Origin of the sequence: Pseudomonas sp. GD04091 (assembly GCF_029836165.1) — a bacterium.
In the GTDB taxonomy this organism is placed as follows: domain Bacteria; phylum Pseudomonadota; class Gammaproteobacteria; order Pseudomonadales; family Pseudomonadaceae; genus Aquipseudomonas.
Genome location: NZ_JAOEBG010000003.1, coordinates 196076 through 218361, shown reverse-complemented (window position 1 = coordinate 218361; position 22286 = coordinate 196076). Strand labels below are relative to the sequence as shown.

The window sequence follows — 22286 nt, the reverse complement described above, 5'->3', positions numbered from 1 at the left end:
CCTCGATACCCAGCAGGAAATGAGCGCCTCATGAGCGCTCTGCGACGGACCTTTCAGTCTCCTGTAATTATTTTGTAATCATTTTTAGAAAGCCAGACAACCATGAGCGACTTGCCAGATACCGATTTCACCCAACGCTTCCTGTTCGACGACCGCGACGTACGTGGCGAAATGGTCGTTCTGGAGCGCAGCTACGCCGAGGTGCTGGCCAAGCACGCTTACCCACGGCCGGTCCAGTGCATGCTGGGCGAGCTGATGGCCGCCGCAGCCCTGCTGGTCGGCACCCTGAAGTTCGATGGACTGCTGGTCCTCCAGGCGCAATCCCAAGGCCCGGTACCATTGCTGGCCATCGAATACACCAGCGAACACGACATCCGCGGCCTGGCGCGCTATGAAGCCGAGCAGATCAAGGATGACGCGAGCCTTGCCGACCTGATGCCGGGTGGCCACCTGGTGCTGACCATCATTCCGGTCAATGGCCAGCGCTACCAGGGCACTGTCGAGCTGGACGGCAAGGACCTGTCGGAGTGTTTCACCAACTACTTCGTCATGTCGCAGCAGGTGAACACCTGCATCACCCTGGCTGCCGATGGCGCCCGCGCCCGTGGCCTGCTGGTGCAGCAGTTGCCGGCCGAGATCCACAAGGACAGCGAGGAGCGCGAGGAAAGCTGGGCTCACGTAAAAGCCCTGGCCAACACCGTGAAGGCCGAGGAACTGCTCGGTCTGGACAATGAAACCATGCTGCATCGCCTGTACCACGAGGATGCCGTGCGCCTGTTCGACATCCAGCCGCTGCGCTTCAAGTGCAGCTGCTCGCGCGAGCGCTCCGGCAACGCACTGGTAAGCCTTGGCGAGCATGACGCCAAGCAGTTGGTGCAAGAGTGCGGCGGCAAGGTCGAGATCGATTGCCAGTTCTGCAACGAGCGCTATTTCTTCGATGCAAGCGATGTGGCGCAATTGTTTGCCGGTGGTGGCACCGGCGCACCGTCAGAAACTCAGCACTGAAACGGTTAACTACAGGGGAAACTCCTGTCGAATTGCGCAAAAGCGCAGTTCTGACAGGAGGGGCCTACTTTTTTTGGGCGTTTCTGGCATAATCCGGCCACTTTTTTCGCTGTAGTAGTTTTTTCGAGACAACTACAAAACGTTTGGAGCACTCGGCCTCGGGCCGGATGGGGTATCTCATGACGCAAGCCAACAACACCGTGTACACCGACCTGAGCGTCGATGACCTGGTAAAAGAAGCGCTGCAACGCGGTGAAGGTGTGCTGGCCGATACCGGCGCACTGGTCGTCGAGACGGGTCACCGTACTGGCCGTTCGCCGGCTGACCGTTTCATCGTTGACGAACCGAGCACCTCTGCCGCCATCGCCTGGGGCCCGATCAACCGCAAGTTCCCGGCCGACAAGTTCGATGCCCTGTGGGACCGCGTCGAGGCGTTCAACAACGCCCAGGATCACTTCGTCTCCTACGTGCACGTAGGTGCCGCTGCCGAGCACTACTTGCCGGTCAAGATGACCACCCAGACCGCCTGGCAGAACCTGTTCGGCCGTTGCCTGTTCATCAATCCGGCCCAGTACAACCCGGCTGGCCGTGATGAGTGGCAAGTCCTCAACGTCGCCAACTTCGAGTGCGTGCCCGAGCGCGACGGCACCAACTCCGACGGCTGCGTCATCATCAACTTCGCCCAGAAGAAGGTGCTGATCGCTGGCATGCGTTATGCCGGCGAAATGAAGAAAGCCATGTTCTCGGTGCAGAACTTCCTGCTGCCGGCCGCCGATGTGCTGCCGATGCACTGCGCCGCCAACATCGGCGAGGCAGGCGACGTGACCCTGTTCTTCGGCCTGTCCGGCACCGGCAAGACCACCCTGTCGGCCGACGAGAGCCGTTACCTGATCGGTGACGACGAGCACGGCTGGGGCGAAGGCGTTGTCTTCAACATTGAAGGCGGCTGCTACGCCAAGTGCATCGACCTGTCCGAGAAGAACGAGCCGGTCATCTGGAAAGCCATCAAGCATGGCGCGGTACTGGAGAACGTCGTCCTCGACGCCAACCAGCACGCCGACTACGCCGATGTCAGCCTGACCCAGAACAGCCGTGCCGCCTACCCACTGGAGCACGTGGCCAAGCGTTCCGAGAAGAACCTGGGCGGTGAGCCGAACGCGGTCATCTTCCTGACCTGCGACCTGACCGGCGTGCTGCCGCCAGTGTCGATCCTGAACAACGAGCAGGCGGCCTACCACTTCCTGTCCGGTTACACCGCGCTGGTCGGTTCCACCGAAATGGGTTCGGGCGGCGGCATCAAGTCGACCTTCTCCACCTGCTTCGGCGCACCGTTCTTCCCGCGCCCGGCCGGCGAGTACGCCGAGCTGCTGATCAAGCGCATCAACGCCTTCGGCTCCAAGGTCTACCTGGTCAACACCGGTTGGACCGGCGGTGGCTACGGTGTCGGCAAGCGCTTCAGCATCCCGACCACCCGTGGCGTGATCGCCGCCATCCAGAGCGGCGCTCTGGTCGGCGCCGAGACCGAGCACCTGGACATCATCAACCTGGACGTGCCGAAGGCCGTGCCAGGCGTCGAGACCGAGCTGCTCAACCCGCGCAACACCTGGGCTGACAAGGCCGCCTACGACGAAGCCGCCAAGGGCCTGGCCACGCTGTTCACCGAGAACTTCAAGAAGTTCGACGTTTCCGACGCCATCAAGGCCGCTGGTCCGCAGCTGTAAGCTGCTGCCGGTTCGGATGAAGAAGCCGCCCCCCGGGCGGCTTTTTCGTTTCTGCTGGCTGATGCCGTGCAGGGAGTACAGGCGCTTTCGCAATACAGGACGGCCAGAATCTGTTTCACTTGCGTGGCACACCTCTGCAAGCAGATGCCCTCATGACCGAATCCCCCCAACGCTCCGCCTTCTCACACTTGCACCCCATCCTCACTCGCCCGCAGGACAACGACCACAACGGTCACCTTGCCGGCTCGACCGTGCATGCCTTCTTCGAAACCGCCATCGACGCCTTCCTGGTCGAACAGGCCGAACTGGACCTGCGCGACGGCGAGCTGGCCGGCTTCGTGGTGAGCTCGGCGGCGGACTTCTTTGCCCTGCCGGGCTTCCCCGATGTGCTCGAGGTGGGCCTGGGCGTGACCCGGCTGGCGGGCAGCACCGTGGAGTTCCGCCTGGCGCTGTTCCGGCCAGGTGAAGCCGACGCCTGTGCCGCAGGGAGTGTGGTGAAGGTCTTCATCGAGCGGGCCTCGGGTCGGCCGGTGGCGTTGCCCGAAGCGCTGCAAGGGGTCCTCGCCGGGCTGTCGCTCAATCGTTGAGGCGGATGATCCCTTCACGCACGGCGAACAGTACCAGGCCGGGCACATCGTGAATCTGCAGGCGGTGCATGATCTGCGAGCGGTGCGCCTCGACGGTCTTGATGCTCAGGCCCAGCCCTTCGGCGATGGAGCGGGTGGTCTCGCCGCGAGCGATCAAGCGCAGGATCTCCAGCTGGCGGGTGGTCAGCGGCGGTGTCTGGGCCTGGCTGGCAACGCGCTTGCGACTGTGCTTGAGCGCTTGGCCGATCACCATCGGCAGCACCGCCGACGACAGGTACTGACCGCCTCCGCGCAAGGCCTGCAGAGCCTGTTCCAGTTCGCTCACCGTGGCGTTCTTGAGCAGGAAGCCGTGGGCGCCGAGTTGCAGGCAGCTCATCACGTGCTCCAGTTCCGAGCGTGGCGAGAACATCAGCACGCGGCTGGCGGGCGCGCGGATGAACAGCTCCTGCAGCGCCTGCTGGCTGTCCAGTTCGCCGCTCATGTCGAGCACCACGATGTCTGGCTTGAGTTTTTCGGCCAGGCTCACGGCCGTCATGGCATCGCCGGTGTCGCCCACCACGACGAAGTCTTTCTTCTGTTCGAGCAAGGCACGCAGGCCAGCACGGAAGAGGGGCGAGTGATCGGCAAGCAGGATTCGGCAGGGCATGGATAAGGGCCTGTTTCGCAAGGGAAGGGGGGCGGCAGGCCTGCTCGTTCCGAAAGCGCACTGCCGCGCGGGCGCGCGATCAGTCCTTGTCTGCCGGTTGGCGCGGCAGTGCCTCTCATCATAGGCGTTCGAACACTGACGGCAGTAGCGGGCGCAGGGGCAGGCCGAAGGCGTGGATGCTTTCGCTATGACCGATTATCAGCAGGCCGCCGGGACGCAGGTGCGCCAGCAGGCTTTGGAGCACCTCGCTCTTGTAGCGCGGCGCCAGGCTCGACAGCAGGTTGCGCAGCAGGATGACGTCGAAGCTGCCAAGGTATTCAGGCAATGGGCGAATCAGGTTGATCGCCTCGAAACGTACCCGTTCACGCAGGGCCGGCGCCATGCGCAGCCGGCCGGCCATCTCGCCGACGCCACACAGGCAGTGGCGGGCCAGCCAGCCCTCGGGAAAATAGCGAGCCTGGGCGATGTCGTAGATGCCGGCGCCGGCAGTTTCCAGCACGTATCGATCGAAGTCGCTGGCCAGTACTTGCCAGCCCGGATGACGCGCGTGCTCGGCGGCGACCATGGCCAGGCTCCAGGCTTCTTCGCCTGTGGCGCAGGCAGCGCTCCACAGGCGCGCCGGATGGTCGAGCTCGGCCAACCAGCGAACCAGGCATTCGAAGTGACGATGTTCACGGAAGAAGTAGCTGTCGTGGGCGACCAGCAGGCGCAGCAGCTGTTCGTGCTCGTCACCACCCTGGGGATTATCGAGCAGCGCGAGATAGCGCTCGAAATCCGTCAGGCCCAGGGCCTTGAGCCGCTTGTGCAGGCGCGCCGCGACCACGGCCCGGCGATCATCGGCCAACTGCACACCCGTGGCCAGCATGACCCGCTGGCGAATGTTCGCAAAGCAGGCTTCGCTGAGCAGGGGCGGGCGCCGGCTTGGCATCCTTCAGTCTCCCCAGGTTCGGAGAGAACAGGTGGGAGCGTTGAGGTTCGCGCGCATTCCCTGCGTCCTGTGCATGGTCGAAACGGCGATGATAACTAGTGGCCAGTAGCCTCCATATCGGGGTGGCCCCTAATCCTGGTGGCATGCGCAAACGAAAAGGCCCTGCCGGTGAGGGCAGGGCCTTAGGCGTCAGGCGTAAGCCTGGCGATCAGTCGCGCCAGTGGCGCTTGTGCTTGCGGTGCCCGTAATGGTGGCCGCGATCGTAATGGCGACGATCGTCGTAGCCGCGACGGTAGCGGCGGTCGTGGCGCTCGTCTTCGTCGGCCTTGTTGCCCATGTAGTTGCCCAGTGCGCCACCGGCGCCGCCACCGGCCGCCGCACCGATGTAGCTACCGGTGGTGCCGCCCATGGAGCGACCGACGACGTTGCCGCCCGCCGCGCCCAGCGCGCCACCGATGGCCGCTTCGCCACGCTGGCGCTTGTCGGCGCCGACCGCACTACCGGCTGCGCCACCCAGGCCCGCGCCGATGGCCGAGCCGGTGCTGCCACCGATGGACTGGCCGACGACAGAGCCCAGTACCCCACCCAATGCGCCGCCAATGCCGGCCTCGGTGGTGCCGCCTGCCATGGCAACGCCGCTGAGCAAGCTGAAAGACAACAACAGAATCGAGGAGTACTTCTTCATCAAGAGAGCCTCAGAGGGATGACGAGGCGGAATTTGAGGCTCGGCGAAGCGGCTGGCAACGGAAATCCGACGAATAGCACGAATTGTACACAATATTCTAACTTGTTGATTTATGTATGAAACTTTCTCGATTTTCGGCTGTCTGAGCTATTTATGACAAAGCCCTGAACCGTTGCGGAACAGGGCTTTTTTGTGGGCGGATTCTCGGAATCTACGCGGGTCCCTGTAGGAGAGCGGCACACGGCTCAGATAATGCGTCCGTCGTCCCGCGCTCGCTCCAGCTTGATGGCGATGAACTTCGAGGTCGGCGTGTGGCTGCCGTCACCGATGCTCTCCAGCGGCACCAGCGGGTTCACTTCCGGGTAGTACGCCGCCGCCTGGCCGGCGGGAATGTCGAACGCCAGCAGGGTGAAGCCATGCACCCGGCGTACATGTTCGTCGCCCCACAGCGACACGATGTCGACCTTCTGCCCCGGCTGGAAGCCCAGGCGAACGATGTCGGCCTCGTTGGCGAACAGGACGTTGCGCTGGCCGCGCACGCCGCGGTAACGGTCGTCCATGCCATAGATGGTGGTGTTGTACTGATCGTGCGAACGCATCGACTGCATGATCAGGTCCGGCAACTGGCCGCTGGCGCGCACGCGCTCGTCGAGCAGGCTGTCGGGCAGCAGGTTGGCCTTGAAGTTGGCGCGGCCGCTGGCGGTCTTCCACTGACGGCTGCCGGCGCTGTTGCCCAGGTAGAAGCCGCCGGGCAGACGCAGGCGCTCGTTGAAGTCGGCGAAGCCCGGGATGGTGTCGGCGATCAGCTCGCGGATGCGGTCGTAATCGGCCACCAGCCAATGCCAGTCCACCGGCTGCTGGCCCAGGGTGGCGGCGGCGATGCCGGCGACCACGGCGGGTTCGGAGCGCATCTGCCTGGACAGCGGCTTGAGCTGGCCGTTGGAGGCGTGGACCATGCTGAACGAGTCCTCCACCGTCACCGCCTGCGGGCCTTCGCCTTGCAGGTCGATATCGGTGCGGCCCAGGCACGGCAGGATCAGCGCCTGCTTGCCATGGATCAGGTGGCTGCGGTTGAGCTTGGTGCTGATGTGCACGGTCAGGTCGCAGTTGCGCAGCGCCTGAGCGGTGCGTTCGGTGTCCGGTGTGGCCTGGGCGAAATTGCCGCCCAGGCCGATGAACACCTTGGCCCGGCCTTCGAGCATGGCGTGGATCGCTTCGACGGTGTTGTGGCCGTTGTGGCGCGGCACCGGGAAGCCGAAGCGCTTTTCGATGGCGTCGAGCAGGAACACCGGCGGGCGCTCGTTGATGCCCATGGTACGGTCGCCCTGCACGTTGCTGTGGCCGCGCACCGGACACAGGCCGGCGCCCGGCACGCCGAGGTTGCCGCGCAGCAGCATCAGGTTGACGATTTCCTGGATGGTCGGCACCGAGTGGCGATGCTGGGTGATGCCCATGGCCCAGCACATGATCACGCGCTTGCCCCTGCGGTACATGCGCGCCGACAGTTCGATGTCGGCCAGGCTCAGGCCCGACTGTGCCTGGATCTGTTCCCAGGACGTGGCGTCGAGCACCGCCAGGTATTCGTCCACGCCGTGGCCGTGTTCGGCGATGAAGTCATGATCGAAGATCGCCGGTTCGCCGTTGGCCTGGGCTTCACGCTCCCATTGCAGCAGGAACTTGGCCATGCCGCGCAGCAGCGCCATGTCGCCCCCCAGCGCCGGGCGGAAGAACGCGGTGTTGGTCGGACGATCGCTGTTGGTCAGCATCTCCAGCGGGTTCTGCGGGTGCTGGAAGCGCTCCAGGCCACGCTCCTTGAGCGGGTTGACGCAGACCACCTGGGCGCCGCGCTTCACCGCGTCGCGCAGCGGGTCGAGCATGCGTGGGTGGTTGGTGCCGGGGTTCTGGCCCCAGACGAAGATCGTGTCGGCGTGCTCGAAGTCGTCGTAGGTGACCGTGCCCTTGCCCACCCCGACGCTCTGGCCCAGGGCCACGCCGCTGGCCTCGTGGCACATGTTCGAGCAGTCGGGGAAGTTGTTGGTGCCATAGGCGCGCACGAACAGCTGATACAGGTACGCCGCCTCGTTGCTGGCTCGGCCTGAGGTATAGAACTCGGCCTGGTCGGGGCTGGCCAGGTCGTTCAGGTGCCGGGCGATCAGGGCGTACGCGGCGTCCCAGTCGATGGGTCGGTAGCGGTCGGTGGTCGGGTCGTAGACCATCGGCTCGGTCAGGCGGCCCTGGTATTCGAGCCAGTAGTCGCTCTGCTCCAGCAGCGCGCTGACGCTGTAGCGGGCGAAGAACGCCGCGTCCACGCGCCGCTTGGTGGCTTCCCAGTTGACCGCCTTGGCGCCGTTCTCGCAGAACTTGACCATACCGCTCTCGGGCGAGTCGCCCCAGGCGCAGCCAGGGCAGTCGAAGCCGCCGTTCTGGTTGGTCTTGAGCAGGGCGCGGATGTTCTTCAGGGCGTTGTCGCTACCCACCCAGGCCTTGGCCACGCTGCGCAGCGCGCCCCAGCCGCCGGCAGGGCCGGGGTAGGGCTTGTAGCGGGGAGGGGAGGCGGGGGCGTTGTCTGGCAGTTTTTCGTAGGAGGTCACGGCTGTTGCTACTCCGCCGCAGGGCTGAACACCCGCGGTGCGCTGTGTTTGGGCAGGTGGATGAGATTGAGGTTGTGCTTGCGTGCCCATTGCAGGGCCAGGCCGGTGGGGGCCGAGAGACTTACCAAGGTCTGGATGCCGGCGCGCAGGACTTTCTGGATCAGTTCCAGGCTGCAGCGGCTGGTGACGATGGCCAGGCCACCCTCTGTGGCGATGCGCTGGCGCAGCAGGGCGCCGATCAGCTTGTCCAGGGCGTTGTGCCGGCCAATGTCCTCGCGGCCCAGCAGCAACTGACCTTCGCGGTCCATGAACAGCGCCGCGTGCACCGCGCCGCAGTGCTGGCCCAGCGGCTGGAAGGCATCGATGCGCTGACGCAGGTCGTTGAGCCAGTGCGCCGGCGGCAGTGGCGCGCCGGGCAGCACGTTCAGTTCGGGCAATGCCTGCTCCAGGGCCTCGACGCCGCACAGGCCGCAGCCGCTGGTGCCCGCCAGCTGGCGGCGCTGGTTCTTCAGGTTCCAGAACGCGCGGCTGGAGATCTCCAGGTCGGCGTAGAGCGCCGAGCCGCTGCCGGAGAGCTTCACATCGTAGATTTCATCGGTGCCGGCAACGATCCCGCTGCCGACGCTGAAGCCGACGGCGAAGTCTTCCAGGTCGGTTGGGCTGACCAGCATCACCGCCTGGTTCAGGCCGTTGTAGACGATGGCCAGGGCCACTTCCTCGGCCAGCGGCGTGCTGGCGCTCGTCGTGTCGCAGAGCTGGAAATAGTCGTAGGTGTTGCTGGCGGCGGGCAGGGCAAGAGGCGTGGACGCCGCGCAGACCGGGGGCTTGCTGTTCATCGGAGCGAATACCGGCGGCAGTTTGACCCCACAAGCCTAGGCCGCTGGGCAGGTGCCGTCTAATCGCTAGCATCTATGCCGTGATAGAGCGCGTCGATTGGTCGCAGTGGGGCGGATTGGCCGATCCTGGCCTAGACTCCTGCTTCCATGGATTCACCATCGAAGGAGCACCACATGAGCCTGTTCAGTTTCGTGAAGGAAGCCGGCGAGAAGTTGATCGACCTGCTGACGCCTGACAAGGCAGAGGCCGCACTGAAGGATCACGTCAAGAACATCGGCTTGGGCAACCCGAACATCTCGGCCACTGTAGAGGGAGACAAGATCATCCTCAAGGGCGAGGTTGCCAGCCAGGAGGAGAAAGAGAAGATCATCCTGGCGGCGGGCAATATCGCCGGGGTGGCCTCGGTCGATGACCAGATCACCGTCACCGGGCCGGTGGCCCAGGCGGCGCGGTTCGTCGAGGTCGAGAAAGGCGACACCCTGAGCGCCATCTCCAAGCGGGTCTATGGCGACGCGAACAAGTACCAGAAGATCTTCGAGGCGAACAAGCCGATGCTGAAGGACCCCAACAAGATCTATCCGGGGCAGGTGCTGCGTATTCCAGACTGACGTCATTGCGGGTCAAGCCCGCTCCCACGACGAAGCGCTTGTGGGAGCGGGCTTGACCCGCGACAGGGCCTACAGCCCTGCCAACAACTCCCGGTAGTCTTCCACTGCCGCAAACTCCTGGGTATCTCGCGGTTCGGCCCGGCTATCGGGCTGGCGCACCGCCAGCAGATGCCCCACCCCGAACCGCCGCGCACTGCGCAGAATCGCCAGGGTGTCATCGATGAACAGGCTGCGCGCCGGTTCAAAACCGATGTCCGCCTGCAAGGCATCCCAGAACTGCGGACTCTCCTTCGGATACCCATAGTCATGCGAGCTGATCAGCCGTTCGAAATACGGCGCCAGCTCCACCCGCTCGAGCTTCAGCGACAGCGAATCGCGATGCGCATTGGTGATCATCACCACCCGCTTGCCCGCCTGACGCACGGCGGCGAGGAAGGTGTCGGCATCCGGCTTGAGGGCGATGAGGTCGGCGATCTCCTGCTTCAGTTCGCGGATCGGCAGGCGCAGTTCGCGGCTCCAGAAGTCCAGGCAGTACCAGTTGAGCGTCCCGGCATGCTGCTCGAACAGCGGACGCAGCTCCAGCTCGGCCATGGCTCGGCTCACGCCGTGCAGCTCGGCATAGCGCTGGGGCAGGTGCTCCAGCCAGAAGCGGTTGTCGTAGTGCAGGTCGAGCAGGGTGCCGTCCATGTCCAGCAGGACGGTATCGATGGCGGACCAGGGAAGAGCGGGCATGGGAAATTCTCGATCAGTCGGCAAGCCACGGTATAGTAACCCGTTCACGCCAAGGAGCCGCCCCATGCGCCAGAAACCCACCGTCCTCAGCCGCGAGATCGTCGCCAGCAGCCGTCTGTTCCGCGTCGAAGCCGTGCAGTTGCGCTTCTCCAACGGTACCGAGCGCACCTACGAGCGGCTGGTCGGGCGTGGCAACGGCTATGGCGCGGTGATGATCGTGGCCATGCTCGACGCCGAGCACGCGGTGTTGGTCGAGGAGTACTGCGGTGGCACCGACGAATACGAACTGTCCCTGCCCAAGGGCCTGATCGAGCCGGGCGAGGACGTGCTGGCCGCCGCCGACCGGGAACTGAAGGAGGAGGCCGGTTTCGGTGCGCGTCAGCTGGAGCACCTGACCGAACTGTCGCTGTCGCCCGGCTACATGAGCCAGAAGATCCAGGTAGTCCTGGCCACCGACCTGTATGAAGAGCGTCTGGAGGGCGACGAGCCCGAGCCGATGCGGGTCGACAAGGTCAACCTGCGCGAACTCTCGGCCCTGGCCATGCACCCGCAGTTCACCGAAGGCCGGGCGCTGGCGGCGCTGTACCTGGCCCGTGACCTGCTGATCCAGCGTGGGGTGCTGAGCGTATGAACGATCGGCAGTTGCTGTTGGAAGTGGTGAAGCTTGCCCGGTTGGGTGGCGAGGCGATCCTGCCGTTCTGGCGCGCCGATGTGGCGGTGACCAGCAAGGCCGACGATTCGCCGGTGACGGCTGCCGACCTGGCGGCCCACCGGGTCATCGCCGATGGCCTGCAGGCGCTGGCACCGCAGATTCCGGTGCTGTCCGAGGAAGACTGCGACATCCCGCTGGCCACCCGCGAAGGCTGGCAGCGCTGGTGGCTGGTCGACCCACTGGATGGCACCAAGGAGTTCATCGCCGGCAGTGAAGAGTTCACCGTCAACATCGCGCTCATCGAGAACGGCGAGGTGGTGTTCGGGGTGGTGGCGATGCCGACCAATGGTCGCTGCTATTTTGGCGGCCGCGACCTGGGGGCCTGGCGTGCGCAGCGCGATGGTGCCGCGCAGCCGATCCGGGTGCGAAACGCACCGCCGCAGGGTGCGAAGTTCACTGTCGTTGCCAGCCGCCGCCATTCCAGCCCGCAACAAGAGGCCCTGCTGGCCGGCCTGGGTGGCGCGGTGGGCGAACTGGAACTGGCCAGCATCGGCAGTTCGCTGAAGTTCTGCCTGTTGGCCGAGGGCAGTGCCGACTGTTATCCGCGGCTGGCGCCGACCTCGCAATGGGATACCGCGGCCGCGCAGGGTGTGCTGGAGGGGGCCGGGGGTGAGGTGATCGGGCTGGATGGGCTGGCGTTTCGCTATCCGGCGCGGGAATCGTTGCTCAATCCGTTTTTCCTGGCGTTGCCCGGCGCCGCCGAATGGCGACAGGCGCTCGTCGAGCTGGCGGGTGCGATCAAAGCTTGAGCTGTCGGGGCTGCTGCGCAGCCCATCGCGGAACAAGGCCGCTCTCATGGAATAAACCGTAACTTATTGATTTATCTAGGCCCTGTGGGAGCGGCCTTGCGTCGCGAAAGGGGCGCGCAGCAGCCCCAAATTCCGAGCTGCCATCGAAATTGCTGGGGGCTGCTGCGCAGCCCTTTCGCGACGCAAGGCCGCTCCCACAGGGGGACAGTTCCCTGCGCGACAGCGCCCCCCGCTTTCAGCGATGCAGTACGTACTGCCCACTGAATTTCACGGCAGGCTCGTCACTGCCCTCGTTGCTCACCACCGTCTCCAGCGTCAGCCGCGCCCGCCCGCGGCGCTGGTACATCGTCAGGAACCGCTCCCAGGTCTTCTCGTCCGGCGCCGGGCAACGCGCCACCGCCGCCCCGGTGACCGGCAGCGGGTAGCTGATCTGTCCTTCCTGGATGACGATATGCCCGTCATCGATCCCCAGTTCGCGCAGACGCAGGTGCAGCCAGCCCCAACCCACCAGTACCGCGCCGCAGTAAAGGCTGCCGCCGAACATGGTGCTCTTGTGGTTGACGTTGGGGGCCAGCGGCAGCTTCAGGCGCAGACAGTGCTGCTGCCAATCTATGACTTCCATCCCCATCTCGCGGGTCAGCGGAATGTCGCCGTGCAGCACGGCCTGCAGGTACTGGCTATCGGTGCTCATTGACGGTGGTCCTCCTGATCGTCGTGCCCGCCGCCGCCGTCGAAGCTCAGCCCGTGCTTGCGCAGCTTGTCGTGCAGGGTCTTGCGCGGGATACCGAGGGCTTCGGCAAGGCTGCGCATCGAGTTGTGCGGCTGGGTCAGCTCGGCGGCGATCAGCGAGCGTTCGAACTGCTCGACCTGCTCGCTGAGGTTGCCGGTCGGCACGGCTACATGGATGTCATTGACGGCTGGCGCCTGGCCATCGAGGGCCAGCTCCAGGCCGAGGGCGAAGCGTTCGGCGGCGTTCTGCAGCTCGCGTACGTTGCCTGGCCAGTCGTGACGCAGCAACAGGGCGCGTTGCGCCGGCTGCAGGCTGTGGGGCGGCAGGCCGTGGCGCTCGCTGGCGGCGTCGGCGAAATACTGGAACAGCGCGAGAATGTCATCGCCACGCTCACGCAGCGCCGGGATGCGCAGCGGCGCGACGTTGAGGCGGTAGTACAGGTCGGCGCGAAAGCGCCCCTGGTCGGCGGCCTGGCGCAGGTCTTCCTTGGTCGCGGCGATGATGCGGATATCCAGCGGAATCAGCTGGTTGCCGCCCAGGCGCTCGACCACCCGCTCTTGCAGCAGACGCAGCAGCTTGACTTGCACATCCAGGCTCATGCTCTCGATCTCGTCGAGGAACAGCGTGCCGCCGTTGGCGAACTCGAACTTGCCGATACGGCGCTTCTGCGCGCCGGTGAACGCGCCCGGCTCATGGCCGAACAGTTCGCTTTCGACCACCGACTCGGCCAGGGCCCCAGCGTTGATCGCCACGAACGGGCCATCACGACGGCTGGAGAGATCGTGCAGGGCGCGGGCCACCACCTCCTTGCCGGCGCCGGTCTCGCCGAGGATCAGCACATCGGCACGGGTACCGGCCAGGGCGCCGATCTGCTCGCGCAGGCGCTGCATGCCCGGCGACTGGCCGACCAGGCGCGTGCTCAGCTGCTGGCGGTCACTGAGGGCCAGGCGCAGGCTGCGGTTGTCCAGCACCAGGCGGCGCAAGGCCAGCGCGCGGCGTACGCTGTCGAGCAGGGCGTCGCTGGCGAAGGGTTTCTCGAGAAAATCATAGGCCCCGGCGCGCATGGCCTGCACCGCCAATGGCACATCGCCATGGCCGGTGATCAGCAGCACCGGCAGCTCGCTGTCGCGGGCATGCAGTTGCTCCAGCAGCTGCAGGCCGTCGATGCCGGGCATGCGGATATCGCTGACCACCACGCCGGGCCAGTCCTCCTCGATGCGCCCGGCCAGGCCTTGGGCGTCGGCCAGTGGCACGACCTTCAGCCCGGCCAGGTCCAGGGTCTGGCTCAGGGCCTGGCGCAGGTGTGGGTCGTCATCGACCAGGATCACCTGGGCGCGGCTGTCGATCAGTGTCTCGGTGGTCATGCCGAGGTGTCCTCCGAAGATTGCAGGTTGGCGCCGGGCTTGGCCACGCGCAGTTTCAGCGTCAGCTGGGCGCCCCCTTCCGGGTGGTTGCCCAGCAGCAGCTCACCGCCCAGCGCGTGCATCAGGCTTTCGCAGATGGCCAGCCCCAGCCCCAGGCCCTGGGTGCGGGTCTTGGTGGTGAAGAACGGCTCTTTGGCGTGCTCCAGGGCCTGACGGCTGAAGCCGGGGCCATTGTCGCGAATGTACAGGTAGACGCAGTCGTCCTGGCGTTCGGCACTCAGCCACAGCTTGCGTGGGTTGGCTTTTTCGGTGAGGGCGTCGAGGGCGTTGGCCAGCAGGTTGCCCAGCACCTGGCGCAGGCGGGTCTCGCCGGCCTGCACCCACAGCGTGGCCTCGGGCAGGTCGCGCACCAGTTCCACGGCCATGGCCCGGCGCCGCTTGGCCAGCAGCGCGAGGGCGTCGTCCAGTGCCGGTTGCAGGGCCACGCTTTCCGGAGCGTGCTGGTCGCGACGGGCGAAGGCGCGCAGATGGGTGATGATCGAGGCCATGCGCCCGGTCAGTTCGCCGATCAGCTTGAGGTTGCCGCGCACGTCCTCGGTGCGCTGATGGTCGAGGAGGATCTCGGCGTTCTCGGCGTAGCTGCGGATCGCCGCCAGCGGCTGGTTGAGCTCGTGGCTGATGCTCGCCGACATGGTGCCGAGCACCGACAGCTTGCCGGCCTGGACCAGTTCGTCCTGGGCGCGCACCAGTTCCTGCTGGGCGTTCTCGCGTTCGAGCACGGCGCTCTTGAGCCGGGTATTGAGGCCTTCGAGGTCGGCGGTGCGTTCGACCACGCGCTTCTCCAGCTCCTGGCGGGCGCGGGCCTCGAAGTCGATGCGGTCGATGTAGTGGCGACGGCGCTGCATCACCAGGCCTGCCAGGAGCATGGTCACCAGCAGTGCGCCGCCGCCGATGGCCATGACCGTCTGCACCGAGCGGTCGACCAGGGTGCGCGGGGCGAGAATGCTCACCTGCCAGCCGGTTTCCTTGATGTCGCGGGTCTGGGTGAGCCAGGCGTCGCGATTGAGGCTCAAGGGCTGCGGCGCCTGGGTCGGGTAGGGCTGGATGGCGACGATGGCCTGGCGTTCGGCCTCGGTCAGCTCGCGGGTGGCGCGGAAACGCCAGTCCGGGCGCGAAGTGAGCACCACCACGCCGTTCTGGTCGGTCAGCAGCAGCTGTTCCGGCGTGCGGCCCCAGAGGGTTTCGGTATGGTCGAGGTCGACCTTGACCACCAGCACGCCGATCACCTGGTCGCGGTCGTGCACGGCGGCGGCGAAGAAGTAGCCGCGCTTGGCCGAGGTGGTGCCCTGGCCGAAGAAGCGCCCCAGGTGGCCGTCCATCGCTTCGATGAAGTAGGGGCGGAAGGAGAAGTTGCGGCCGACGAAGCTGTCCTGTTTGTCCCAGTTGGAGGCAGCCAGGGTATTGCCGCTGACGTCCATCAGGTACATGACTTCGGCACCGGTCTGCTGGGTGATCTCCTTGAGCAGGCGGTTGGCGTTGGTTACCGCCTCGAGCCTGAACGGGTCGGCCAGCACACTGCGCAGGGCCGGCAGGTCGCCGAGGATCTGCGGCAGGGTTTCGTAGCGGTGCAGGGTGCCGAGCAGGTTGGCGACGTAGAGGTCGAGGGTCTGGCGGTTCTGCGAGGCCAGTTCGTCCTGGTAGTAGCGCTCGGCCAGATGGTGCAGCGGCCACAGCAACGGCGCCAGGCACAACGCCAGCAGGGCCAGGCTGCGCCAGCGGGGACGGCGGGGAGGCGTGGGTTTGGGAATCATGCGATAGGTGCGCCAGTGGAGTCTGGCGCAATTATGCGCTACTTGAGGCAGTCGATGAGCGCGTCTCGCCAATGCGGTTGGCTGACGTGCCACTCACGGGCCAGGCGTGAGCAGTCCAGCCGTGAGTTGAGCGGCCTTTGCGCCGCTGTCGGGTAGGCGCTGGACGGTACCGGCAGCAGATCGGCGCACGCGATGCCGCGAGCCTCGAGCTGGCCCGCGATGGCCTGGGCGAAGCCGAACCATGAAGTTTCCCCTTGGGCGGTCATGTGGTAGGTGCCCCAGGCGCCGGCCTGGCCGTTCTGCCAGCGCTCGACCAGTGCGCGGGTGCCGATGGCCAGGGTGGTCGCCCAGGTCGGTGCGCCGATCTGGTCGTCCACTACGCTCAGCGCCCTGCGCTCCTGCAGCAGGCGCTGCATGGTCAACAGAAAGTTGTGCCCCTGTCGCGAGTAGATCCAGCTGGTGCGCAGGATCAGGTGCGCGCCGCCAACGGCGGTGATCGCCAGTTCTCCGGCCAGCTTGCTGCGGCCATAGACATTCAGCGGGTTGGTTGCATCGTCTTCGCTGTAGGGCGTTGTCTTGCAGCCGTCGAACACGTAGTCGGTGGAGTAGTGGATCAGCGGGGTCCCCAGCCGTGCGGCTTCCTCGGCCAGCACCCTTGGCGCTTCGGCATTGATGGTGTAGGCCTGCTGCGTTTCGCTTTCCGCCCGGTCGACCGCGGTGTAGGCGGCGGCGTTGATGATCAGGTCGGGGGCCATCCGGCGCAGCGGGACGCGCAGTCGTTCCGGTTGGGAAAGGTCGAGCCCGTCGCGACCGACGCATCGCACGTCGCCCAGGCCGGCCAAGGTACACCGGAGTGCCTGCGCGACCTGGCCGCGATGGCCGCAGACGAGAATTTTCACTCGAACAGCTCGGCGTCCCTGAACCAGGTGCCGGCCTCATCCTTGGCAGACAGAATTGGCGGGCTCTGTATTCCCCAGTCAATCGCCAGATCAGGATCGTCCCAGCGAATGCAGCGTTCTGCTGCGGGGTTGTAGTAGTCGGTGGTCTTGTAGAACAGGTCGGCCGAATCGCTCAAAACCAGAAATCCGTGGGCGAAACCTGGAGGTATCCACAGCTGGCGATGGTCGGCGGCGCGCAGACGTGTGGCCACCCACTTGCCAAAGGTAGGTGAACGGCGACGCAGATCGACGCTCACATCCAGCACTTCACCTTGCAGCACGTGTATCAGTTTGCCCTGGGGGTTATCGATCTGATAATGCAGGCCACGCAGCACTGCCCGTTGCGAATGCGAGTGGTTGTCCTGCACGAAGCTGGCCTGAAGGCCAGCTTTTTCTGCAAACGCTCGGGCGTTGAAGCTTTCATAGAAGAAGCCACGGTCATCACCGAAGACCCTTGGCTCGATGACCAGAATGTCGGGGATATCCGTGGCGATGACGTTCATCAGGCTTCTTCGGCCAGCTTGCTCAGGTACTGACCGTAGCCGGTTTTCTTCAGTTCTTCAGCTTTGCTGAGCAGTGCGTCGCGGTTGATCCAGCCCTTGTGGAAGGCGATTTCTTCCAGGCAGGCGATTTTCAGGCCCTGCAGGTGCTCGATGGTCTGCACATACTGGGAGGCTTCCAGAAGGCTGTCGTGGGTGCCCGTGTCGAGCCAGGCAAGGCCTCGGCCCAGGCGCTCCACGCGCAGGTCGCCGCGCTCCAGATAGGCGTTGTTGACGTCGGTGATCTCCAGTTCGCCGCGCGGGGAAGGCTTGATGCCTTTGGCAATCTGCACCACATCGTTGTCGTAGAAGTACAGGCCGGTAACCGCGTAACTGGATTTCGGATCGACCGGCTTCTCTTCGATCGACAATGCGCGGCCTTCGCCGTCGAACTCGACCACGCCGAAGCGCTCTGGATCCTTTACCCAGTAGCCGAACACCGTGGCGCCGCTCGAGTGCTTGACCGCGCGCTGCAGCTGTTCGCTGAAACCCTGGCCATGGAAGATGTTGTCGCCGAGGATCAGGCACACCGAGTCGTTGCCGATGAATTCCTCACCGATGAGGAATGCCTGGGCGAGGCCATCGGGCGATGGTTGCTCGGCATAGCTGATGTTGATGCCGAACTGGCTGCCGTCGCCGAACAGCTGGCGGTACTGCGGCAGGTCATGCGGTGTGGAGATCAGCAGGATATCGCGGATGCCCGCCAGCATCAGGACAGAAACCGGATAGTAGATCATCGGCTTGTCGTAGATCGGCAGCAGCTGCTTGGAGGTGGCCAGCGTGATCGGGTGCAGGCGAGTACCTGAGCCTCCCGCGAGAATGATGCCCTTGGTCATGCGATCGAGTCCTTGTAATCGTTATTGCCCAGTCTTTCACGTTGGTAGCTGCCATCCTGGACGTGGCGGCACCACTCCAGGTTGTCCAGGTACCACTGCACGGTCTTGCGCAGGCCGCTCTGGAACGTCTCCTCCGGAACCCAGCCCAGTTCGCGCTCGATCTTGCTCGCGTCGATGGCATAGCGTTGATCGTGGCCCGGGCGGTCCTTGACGAAGGTGATGAGGTTCGCGTAGGCGGTAACACCGGCGGGATGTCGGGGTGCCAGTTCTTCGAGCAGCGCGCAGATGCTGCGTACGACATCGATGTTCTTCTGCTCGTTGTGGCCGCCGATGTTGTAGGTTTCGCCCACCTCACCCTCGGTGACCACCTTGAGCAGTGCCCGGGCGTGGTCCTCGACGAACAGCCAGTCGCGCACCTGCAGGCCATCGCCGTAGACCGGCAACGACTTGCCTTCGAGGGCATTGAGAATGACCAGGGGAATGAGCTTCTCGGGGAAATGGAACGGCCCGTAGTTGTTCGAACAATTGGTCAGCAGCACGGGCAGGCCATAGGTGCGGTGCCAGGCGCGAACCAAGTGATCCGAGGCGGCCTTGCTCGCGGAGTACGGCGAGCTCGGTGCGTAGGGCGTGGTCTCGGTGAACAGGTCGTCGACGCCGTGCAGGTCGCCGTAGACCTCGTCAGTGGAGATGTGGTGGAAGCGGAACGCCTTGCGCTCTTGCTCACCCAGTGCGTTCCAGTAGCCCCGGGTTGCCTCCAGCAAGCTGTAGGTGCCAACGATGTTGGTCTGGATGAAGTCCGATGGGCCATCGATGGAGCGGTCGACATGCGATTCTGCCGCCAGGTGCATGATGGCATGCGGTTTGAAACGGGCCAGCACGGCGCTGACGGTGGCCTGGTCGACGATATCGGCCTGGACGAATTCGTAGCGGCTATTGTTGGCAATGCTGGACAGGGACTCCAGGTTGCCCGCGTAGGTCAGCTTGTCGAGATTGAGGACTTCATGCTCGGTGTTGCTGATAAGGTGGCGTACCAGTGCCGAGCCGATGAAACCGGCCCCCCCGGTAATAAGAATGCGCATGGCGGGATCCCTTTCCTTCCATAAATGACAGTAGCTTGCGGGCCCATAGCTTGTCGGCTGACAGGGCTGTAGGCAAGTCGAATGCGCTCGGCAGCGCATCCCATACGACGAGCTGCGATTGTACGCTGCTGGCTTGCCAATTTGCCTGGCCGATGGCGATATATCCGAAAAAAAGCGAGGTCTCCGGCAATGTCCCTTTCCACCCTGATCCAGCGTTCCAGCCTGCCCGCCCCTCTGCTTGGCGAGGCCCAGGCCCATGCCCTGCTGCGGGGGCATTACGACCTGGTGGGAAGCGTGCAGTCACTGGGCAGCCAGCAGGACCTGAATCTGCGCCTCGACTGCGGCGAGACTTGCTACGTGCTCAAGGCCTGTCACGCCAGCTATGCGCAGGTGGAGCTGGAAGCCCAGCATGCCGCCCTGGGCAGTCTGCGCGAACAGGGGCTACCGGTGCCTGCGGTGCGCCCTGCCAGCAATGGCGAGGACCTGCTGGCGCTGGATATCGAGGGGCAGGCCTTGCGTGTGCGCTTGCTCGACTATATCGATGGCCAGCCGCTCACTCGCCTCGAGCACATGCCGCCGCGCCTCATGGCTGAGCTCGGGGCGCTTTGCGCGAAGGTTGACCGGGCCTTGGCCGGCTTCGACCATCCAGGCCTCGAACGCACATTGCAGTGGGATCCCCGCCACGCCCAGGCGCTGATCGAGCACCTGCTGCCGGTGCTGAAGGATCCGCAGCGCCATGCGCAGGTCGAGCAAGTCGCCCGTGTGGCGGCTGCGCGTCTGCTGCCGTTGGTCGAGCACTTGCCGCTGCAGGCCGTGCACCTGGACATCACCGACGACAACGTGGTCTGGGCCCGTGATGGCGAACGCCAGTGGCAGGTGCAGGGCGTCATCGACTTCGGCGACCTGCTGCGCACCTGGCGCATCGCCGACCTGTCGGTGACCTGCGCCGCGCTGCTGCACCATGCCGAAGGCGACCCGTCGCGCATCCTGCCGGCGATCAGTGCCTATCACGCCCTCAACCCGCTGCAGGACGCCGAACTGCGTGCCCTGTGGCCACTGGTGCTGAACCGCGCCGCGGTGCTGGTGCTCAGCAGCGAGCAGCAGTTGGCGGTCGACCCCGGCAACCAGTACACCCGTGACAACATCGCTCATGAATGGGAAATCTTCGACACCGCCTGCGCTGTGCCCGCCGCGTTGATGGAGGCGGCGATCCTGCAGGCGGCGGGCCGGGCGCCTGATACCGTCGACCTCGACGGCTGCGCCGCGCTGCTGCCGGAGCTGGCGGGGCAGTCGGTCGCGCGTATCGACCTCGGCGTGCTCAGCCCGCACTGCGAGGCCGGCAACTGGGAGCGACCGGGCTTCGACCAGCGGCTGCTCGCGGCCCAGCCGGGCCCGGCCTGCAGCCTGCACGGCCAGTACCGGCTGTCGCAGACCCATATCGACCGGCCCGATGAGCCCGCGACCTGCGCGCTGGGCGTGGAACTGAACCTGGCGCCCGGTACTGTGCTGCAAGCGCCCGAGGCCGGTGTCTGGCAGCGCCTGGGCGATGGCCGAGGCTGCCTGCGCACCGCACACTGGAACCTGTACCTCGATGGCCTGGAAGCTGCCCCTGCGCACGGCGAGGCGCTGGGCAAGGGCCAGGCGTTGGGCGCGAGCTGTGGCTTTCTCTGCGTGCAACTGTGCCTGGATGCCGAGACCCGGCCACCCTTCTTCGTCCGCCCCTCCCAGGCGGCCGCCTGGCTGGCCCTGTGCCCTTCGCCGCGGGCGTTGCTGGGCTTCGACTGCGACGCCGAGCCGCTGCTCGATCCCCAGGCCTTGCTGGCTCGCCGCGATGCCAGCTTCGCCCGCTCGCAGAAGCACTACTACGCGCAGCCGCCGCACATCGAGCGGGGCTGGCGCAACTACCTGATCGACATGCAGGGCCGTTCGTACCTGGACATGCTCAACAACGTCGCGGTGCTCGGCCATGGCCATCCACGCATGGTCGCCGAGTCGGCGCGGCAGTGGTCGCTGGTCAACACCAACTCGCGCTTCCACTATGCCGCCATCGCCGAGTTCTCCGAGCGCCTGCTGGAGGTGGCTCCGGAAGGCTTCGACCGAGTGTTCCTGGTCAACAGCGGCACCGAGGCCAACGACCTGGCGATCCGCCTGGCATGGGCCTACAGTGGCGGGCGCGACTTGCTCAGCGTGCTGGAGGCCTACCACGGCTGGTCGGTGGCCACCGACGCGATCTCCACGTCCATCGCCGACAATCCCCAGGCCCTGGAGACCCGGCCGGACTGGGTGCACCCGGTGGAAGCGCCGAACACCTTCCGTGGCCGTTTCCGCGGCGCCGACAGCGCCGCCGACTATCTGCGCGATGTCGATGCCAAGCTGGCCGACCTCGATGCCCGTGGTCGCCAGCTGGCGGGCATGATCTGCGAGCCGGTGTACGGCAACGCCGGTGGCATCTCGCTGCCGCCGGGCTACCTGCGTGAGGCCTACGCCAAGGTGCGCCAGCGAGGCGGGGTGTGCATCGCCGACGAAGTGCAGGTCGGCTATGGGCGCCTGGGAGAGCACTTCTGGGGCTTCGAGGAACAGGGCGTGGTGCCGGACATCATCACCATGGCCAAGGGCATGGGCAACGGCCAGCCGCTGGGCGCGGTGATCACTCGCCGCGAGATCGCCGAGGCGCTGGAGGCCGAGGGCTACTTCTTCTCGTCGGCCGGCGGCAGCCCGGTCAGTTGCCGTATCGGCATCGCGGTGCTGGACGTGATGCGTGACGAGGGGCTGTGGGACAACGCCAGGGACGTGGGGCGCCACTTCAAGGCACGCCTGCAGGCGCTGGTCGATAAACATCCGCTTGCCGGCGCCGCCCACGGCTCGGGTTTCTACCTGGGGCTCGAACTGGTGCGTGACCGACAGACGCTGGAGCCGGCGACCGAGGAGACCATGATCCTGTGCGACCGCCTGCGCGACCTGGGGATCTTCATGCAGCCGACGGGCGATTACCTGAACATTCTCAAGATCAAGCCACCGATGTGCACGACCCGCGCGAGCGTGGACTACTTTGTCGACAGTGTGGATCGGATTCTGGATGAGGGATTATGATGTCGATTTTTATCGGTTTGATTTTGTTGGTTATGCGAAATCGGTCTGTGTGTTGCCTTTGAAAGTCGATATTTATCGTATATAAATGTTCGCCATAC

Annotated in this window: 20 protein-coding genes; 7 read left to right on the top strand and 13 right to left on the bottom strand. The window is 65.3% G+C overall.

The window, feature by feature from the left end; genetic code table 11:
• Positions 1 to 102: 102 nt before the first annotated feature.
• The 3 genes from hslO (at position 103) to N7422_RS06015 (ending at position 3313) form a co-directional block, all read left to right on the top strand.
• Positions 103 to 1005: an Hsp33 family molecular chaperone HslO gene (gene hslO, locus N7422_RS06025; RefSeq protein WP_279805642.1), complete on the top strand. Its 903-nt coding sequence runs from the start codon at positions 103 to 105 to the stop codon at positions 1003 to 1005.
• 179 nt (positions 1006 to 1184) lie between these two features.
• Complete coding sequence (locus tag N7422_RS06020) at positions 1185 to 2726, top strand: phosphoenolpyruvate carboxykinase (RefSeq protein ID WP_279805641.1); 1542 nt, start codon at positions 1185 to 1187, stop codon at positions 2724 to 2726.
• Between the two features lie 152 nt (positions 2727 to 2878).
• Complete coding sequence (locus tag N7422_RS06015; protein WP_279805640.1) at positions 2879 to 3313, top strand: thioesterase family protein; 435 nt, start codon at positions 2879 to 2881, stop codon at positions 3311 to 3313.
• Here the strand turns inward: N7422_RS06015 and N7422_RS06010 are convergent.
• The 5 genes from N7422_RS06010 to fdhD form a co-directional block, all read right to left on the bottom strand.
• Positions 3303 to 3959: a response regulator transcription factor gene (locus N7422_RS06010; RefSeq protein ID WP_279805639.1), complete on the bottom strand. Its 657-nt coding sequence runs from the start codon at positions 3957 to 3959 to the stop codon at positions 3303 to 3305. The two genes, N7422_RS06015 and N7422_RS06010, sit on opposite strands and share 11 nt — an antisense overlap.
• A 118-nt stretch (positions 3960 to 4077) precedes the next feature.
• Positions 4078 to 4887 carry a CheR family methyltransferase gene (locus N7422_RS06005; RefSeq protein WP_279805638.1) on the bottom strand — a complete coding sequence of 270 codons (810 nt, stop codon included), beginning with the start codon at positions 4885 to 4887 and terminating at the stop codon, positions 4078 to 4080.
• A 208-nt stretch (positions 4888 to 5095) separates the two neighbouring features.
• On the bottom strand, positions 5096 to 5572 hold the full coding sequence (locus N7422_RS06000) for a YMGG-like glycine zipper-containing protein (RefSeq protein WP_279805637.1): 477 nt from the start codon (positions 5570 to 5572) through the stop codon (positions 5096 to 5098).
• A gap of 245 nt (positions 5573 to 5817) precedes the next feature.
• The gene (locus tag N7422_RS05995) at positions 5818 to 8163 is read right to left on the bottom strand and encodes an FdhF/YdeP family oxidoreductase (RefSeq protein ID WP_279805636.1); all 2346 of its coding nucleotides are present in this window, start codon (positions 8161 to 8163) and stop codon (positions 5818 to 5820) included.
• An 8-nt stretch (positions 8164 to 8171) separates the two neighbouring features.
• On the bottom strand, positions 8172 to 8999 hold the full coding sequence (gene fdhD, locus N7422_RS05990; protein ID WP_279805635.1) for a formate dehydrogenase accessory sulfurtransferase FdhD: 828 nt from the start codon (positions 8997 to 8999) through the stop codon (positions 8172 to 8174).
• Positions 9000 to 9173: 174 nt separating this feature from the next.
• Here fdhD and lysM point away from each other — a divergent pair, with 174 nt between their 5' ends.
• Positions 9174 to 9608 carry a peptidoglycan-binding protein LysM gene (gene lysM / locus N7422_RS05985; protein ID WP_279805634.1) on the top strand — a complete coding sequence of 145 codons (435 nt, stop codon included), beginning with the start codon at positions 9174 to 9176 and terminating at the stop codon, positions 9606 to 9608.
• Between the two features lie 69 nt (positions 9609 to 9677).
• Here lysM and yrfG read toward each other — a convergent pair whose 3' ends face one another.
• A complete protein-coding gene (gene yrfG / locus N7422_RS05980; RefSeq protein WP_279805633.1) occupies positions 9678 to 10340 on the bottom strand; it encodes a GMP/IMP nucleotidase in 663 nt (220 codons plus the stop codon).
• 64 nt (positions 10341 to 10404) lie between these two features.
• On the opposite strand from yrfG, the gene nudE reads away from it, so the two are divergent.
• The gene (gene nudE, locus N7422_RS05975) at positions 10405 to 10971 is read left to right on the top strand and encodes an ADP compounds hydrolase NudE (RefSeq protein WP_194789652.1); all 567 of its coding nucleotides are present in this window, start codon (positions 10405 to 10407) and stop codon (positions 10969 to 10971) included.
• Positions 10968 to 11801, top strand: a complete 834-nt coding sequence (gene cysQ, locus N7422_RS05970) for a 3'(2'),5'-bisphosphate nucleotidase CysQ (protein WP_279805632.1) — start codon at positions 10968 to 10970, stop codon at positions 11799 to 11801. The genes nudE and cysQ overlap by 4 nt, the downstream gene beginning before the upstream one ends.
• A gap of 235 nt (positions 11802 to 12036) precedes the next feature.
• Here the strand turns inward: cysQ and N7422_RS05965 are convergent, their stop codons facing one another.
• The 7 genes from N7422_RS05965 to rfbB are packed head-to-tail and all read right to left on the bottom strand — an operon-like array spanning position 12037 to position 19098.
• Positions 12037 to 12492 carry a YiiD C-terminal domain-containing protein gene (locus N7422_RS05965; RefSeq protein WP_279805631.1) on the bottom strand — a complete coding sequence of 152 codons (456 nt, stop codon included), beginning with the start codon at positions 12490 to 12492 and terminating at the stop codon, positions 12037 to 12039.
• Positions 12489 to 13895 carry a sigma-54 dependent transcriptional regulator gene (locus N7422_RS05960; RefSeq protein WP_279805630.1) on the bottom strand — a complete coding sequence of 469 codons (1407 nt, stop codon included), beginning with the start codon at positions 13893 to 13895 and terminating at the stop codon, positions 12489 to 12491. Before N7422_RS05960 ends, N7422_RS05965 begins: the two co-directional genes overlap by 4 nt.
• Entirely contained in the window at positions 13892 to 15706 is a 1815-nt protein-coding gene (locus tag N7422_RS05955; RefSeq protein WP_279805629.1) for an ATP-binding protein, read from the bottom strand. The genes N7422_RS05960 and N7422_RS05955 overlap by 4 nt, the downstream gene beginning before the upstream one ends.
• Before the next feature lie 38 nt (positions 15707 to 15744).
• Positions 15745 to 16605 carry a dTDP-4-dehydrorhamnose reductase gene (gene rfbD, locus N7422_RS05950; protein ID WP_279805628.1) on the bottom strand — a complete coding sequence of 287 codons (861 nt, stop codon included), beginning with the start codon at positions 16603 to 16605 and terminating at the stop codon, positions 15745 to 15747.
• Positions 16602 to 17147: a dTDP-4-dehydrorhamnose 3,5-epimerase gene (rfbC, locus tag N7422_RS05945; protein WP_279805627.1), complete on the bottom strand. Its 546-nt coding sequence runs from the start codon at positions 17145 to 17147 to the stop codon at positions 16602 to 16604. The genes rfbD and rfbC overlap by 4 nt, the downstream gene beginning before the upstream one ends.
• Positions 17147 to 18019 (bottom strand): glucose-1-phosphate thymidylyltransferase RfbA, encoded by an 873-nt coding sequence (gene rfbA, locus N7422_RS05940; protein ID WP_279805626.1) that lies wholly within the window; start codon positions 18017 to 18019, stop codon positions 17147 to 17149. Before rfbA ends, rfbC begins: the two co-directional genes overlap by 1 nt.
• On the bottom strand, positions 18016 to 19098 hold the full coding sequence (rfbB, locus tag N7422_RS05935) for a dTDP-glucose 4,6-dehydratase (protein WP_279805625.1): 1083 nt from the start codon (positions 19096 to 19098) through the stop codon (positions 18016 to 18018). Before rfbB ends, rfbA begins: the two co-directional genes overlap by 4 nt.
• 189 nt (positions 19099 to 19287) lie before the next feature.
• Between rfbB and N7422_RS05930 the strand changes: the two genes are divergently transcribed.
• The gene (locus N7422_RS05930) at positions 19288 to 22188 is read left to right on the top strand and encodes an aminotransferase (RefSeq protein WP_279805624.1); all 2901 of its coding nucleotides are present in this window, start codon (positions 19288 to 19290) and stop codon (positions 22186 to 22188) included.
• The last annotated feature ends 98 nt before the right edge of the window (positions 22189 to 22286 follow it).

Bases quoted from the DNA above. Each gene is read 5' to 3' on its own strand.
- hslO (WP_279805642.1), top strand. From the start codon at position 103: ATGAGCGACTTGCCAGATACCGATTTCACCCAACGCTTCCTGTTCGAC.
- N7422_RS06020 (WP_279805641.1), top strand. From the start codon at position 1,185: ATGACGCAAGCCAACAACACCGTGTACACCGACCTGAGCGTCGATGAC.
- N7422_RS06015 (WP_279805640.1), top strand. From the start codon at position 2,879: ATGACCGAATCCCCCCAACGCTCCGCCTTCTCACACTTGCACCCCATC.
- N7422_RS06010 (WP_279805639.1), bottom strand. From the start codon at position 3,959: ATGCCCTGCCGAATCCTGCTTGCCGATCACTCGCCCCTCTTCCGTGCT.
- N7422_RS06005 (WP_279805638.1), bottom strand. From the start codon at position 4,887: ATGCCAAGCCGGCGCCCGCCCCTGCTCAGCGAAGCCTGCTTTGCGAAC.
- N7422_RS06000 (WP_279805637.1), bottom strand. From the start codon at position 5,572: ATGAAGAAGTACTCCTCGATTCTGTTGTTGTCTTTCAGCTTGCTCAGC.
- fdhD (WP_279805635.1), bottom strand. From the start codon at position 8,999: ATGAACAGCAAGCCCCCGGTCTGCGCGGCGTCCACGCCTCTTGCCCTG.
- lysM (WP_279805634.1), top strand. From the start codon at position 9,174: ATGAGCCTGTTCAGTTTCGTGAAGGAAGCCGGCGAGAAGTTGATCGAC.
- yrfG (WP_279805633.1), bottom strand. From the start codon at position 10,340: ATGCCCGCTCTTCCCTGGTCCGCCATCGATACCGTCCTGCTGGACATG.
- nudE (WP_194789652.1), top strand. From the start codon at position 10,405: ATGCGCCAGAAACCCACCGTCCTCAGCCGCGAGATCGTCGCCAGCAGC.
- cysQ (WP_279805632.1), top strand. From the start codon at position 10,968: ATGAACGATCGGCAGTTGCTGTTGGAAGTGGTGAAGCTTGCCCGGTTG.
- N7422_RS05965 (WP_279805631.1), bottom strand. From the start codon at position 12,492: ATGAGCACCGATAGCCAGTACCTGCAGGCCGTGCTGCACGGCGACATT.
- N7422_RS05960 (WP_279805630.1), bottom strand. From the start codon at position 13,895: ATGACCACCGAGACACTGATCGACAGCCGCGCCCAGGTGATCCTGGTC.
- N7422_RS05955 (WP_279805629.1), bottom strand. From the start codon at position 15,706: ATGATTCCCAAACCCACGCCTCCCCGCCGTCCCCGCTGGCGCAGCCTG.
- rfbC (WP_279805627.1), bottom strand. From the start codon at position 17,147: ATGAACGTCATCGCCACGGATATCCCCGACATTCTGGTCATCGAGCCA.
- rfbA (WP_279805626.1), bottom strand. From the start codon at position 18,019: ATGACCAAGGGCATCATTCTCGCGGGAGGCTCAGGTACTCGCCTGCAC.
- rfbB (WP_279805625.1), bottom strand. From the start codon at position 19,098: ATGCGCATTCTTATTACCGGGGGGGCCGGTTTCATCGGCTCGGCACTG.
- N7422_RS05930 (WP_279805624.1), top strand. From the start codon at position 19,288: ATGTCCCTTTCCACCCTGATCCAGCGTTCCAGCCTGCCCGCCCCTCTG.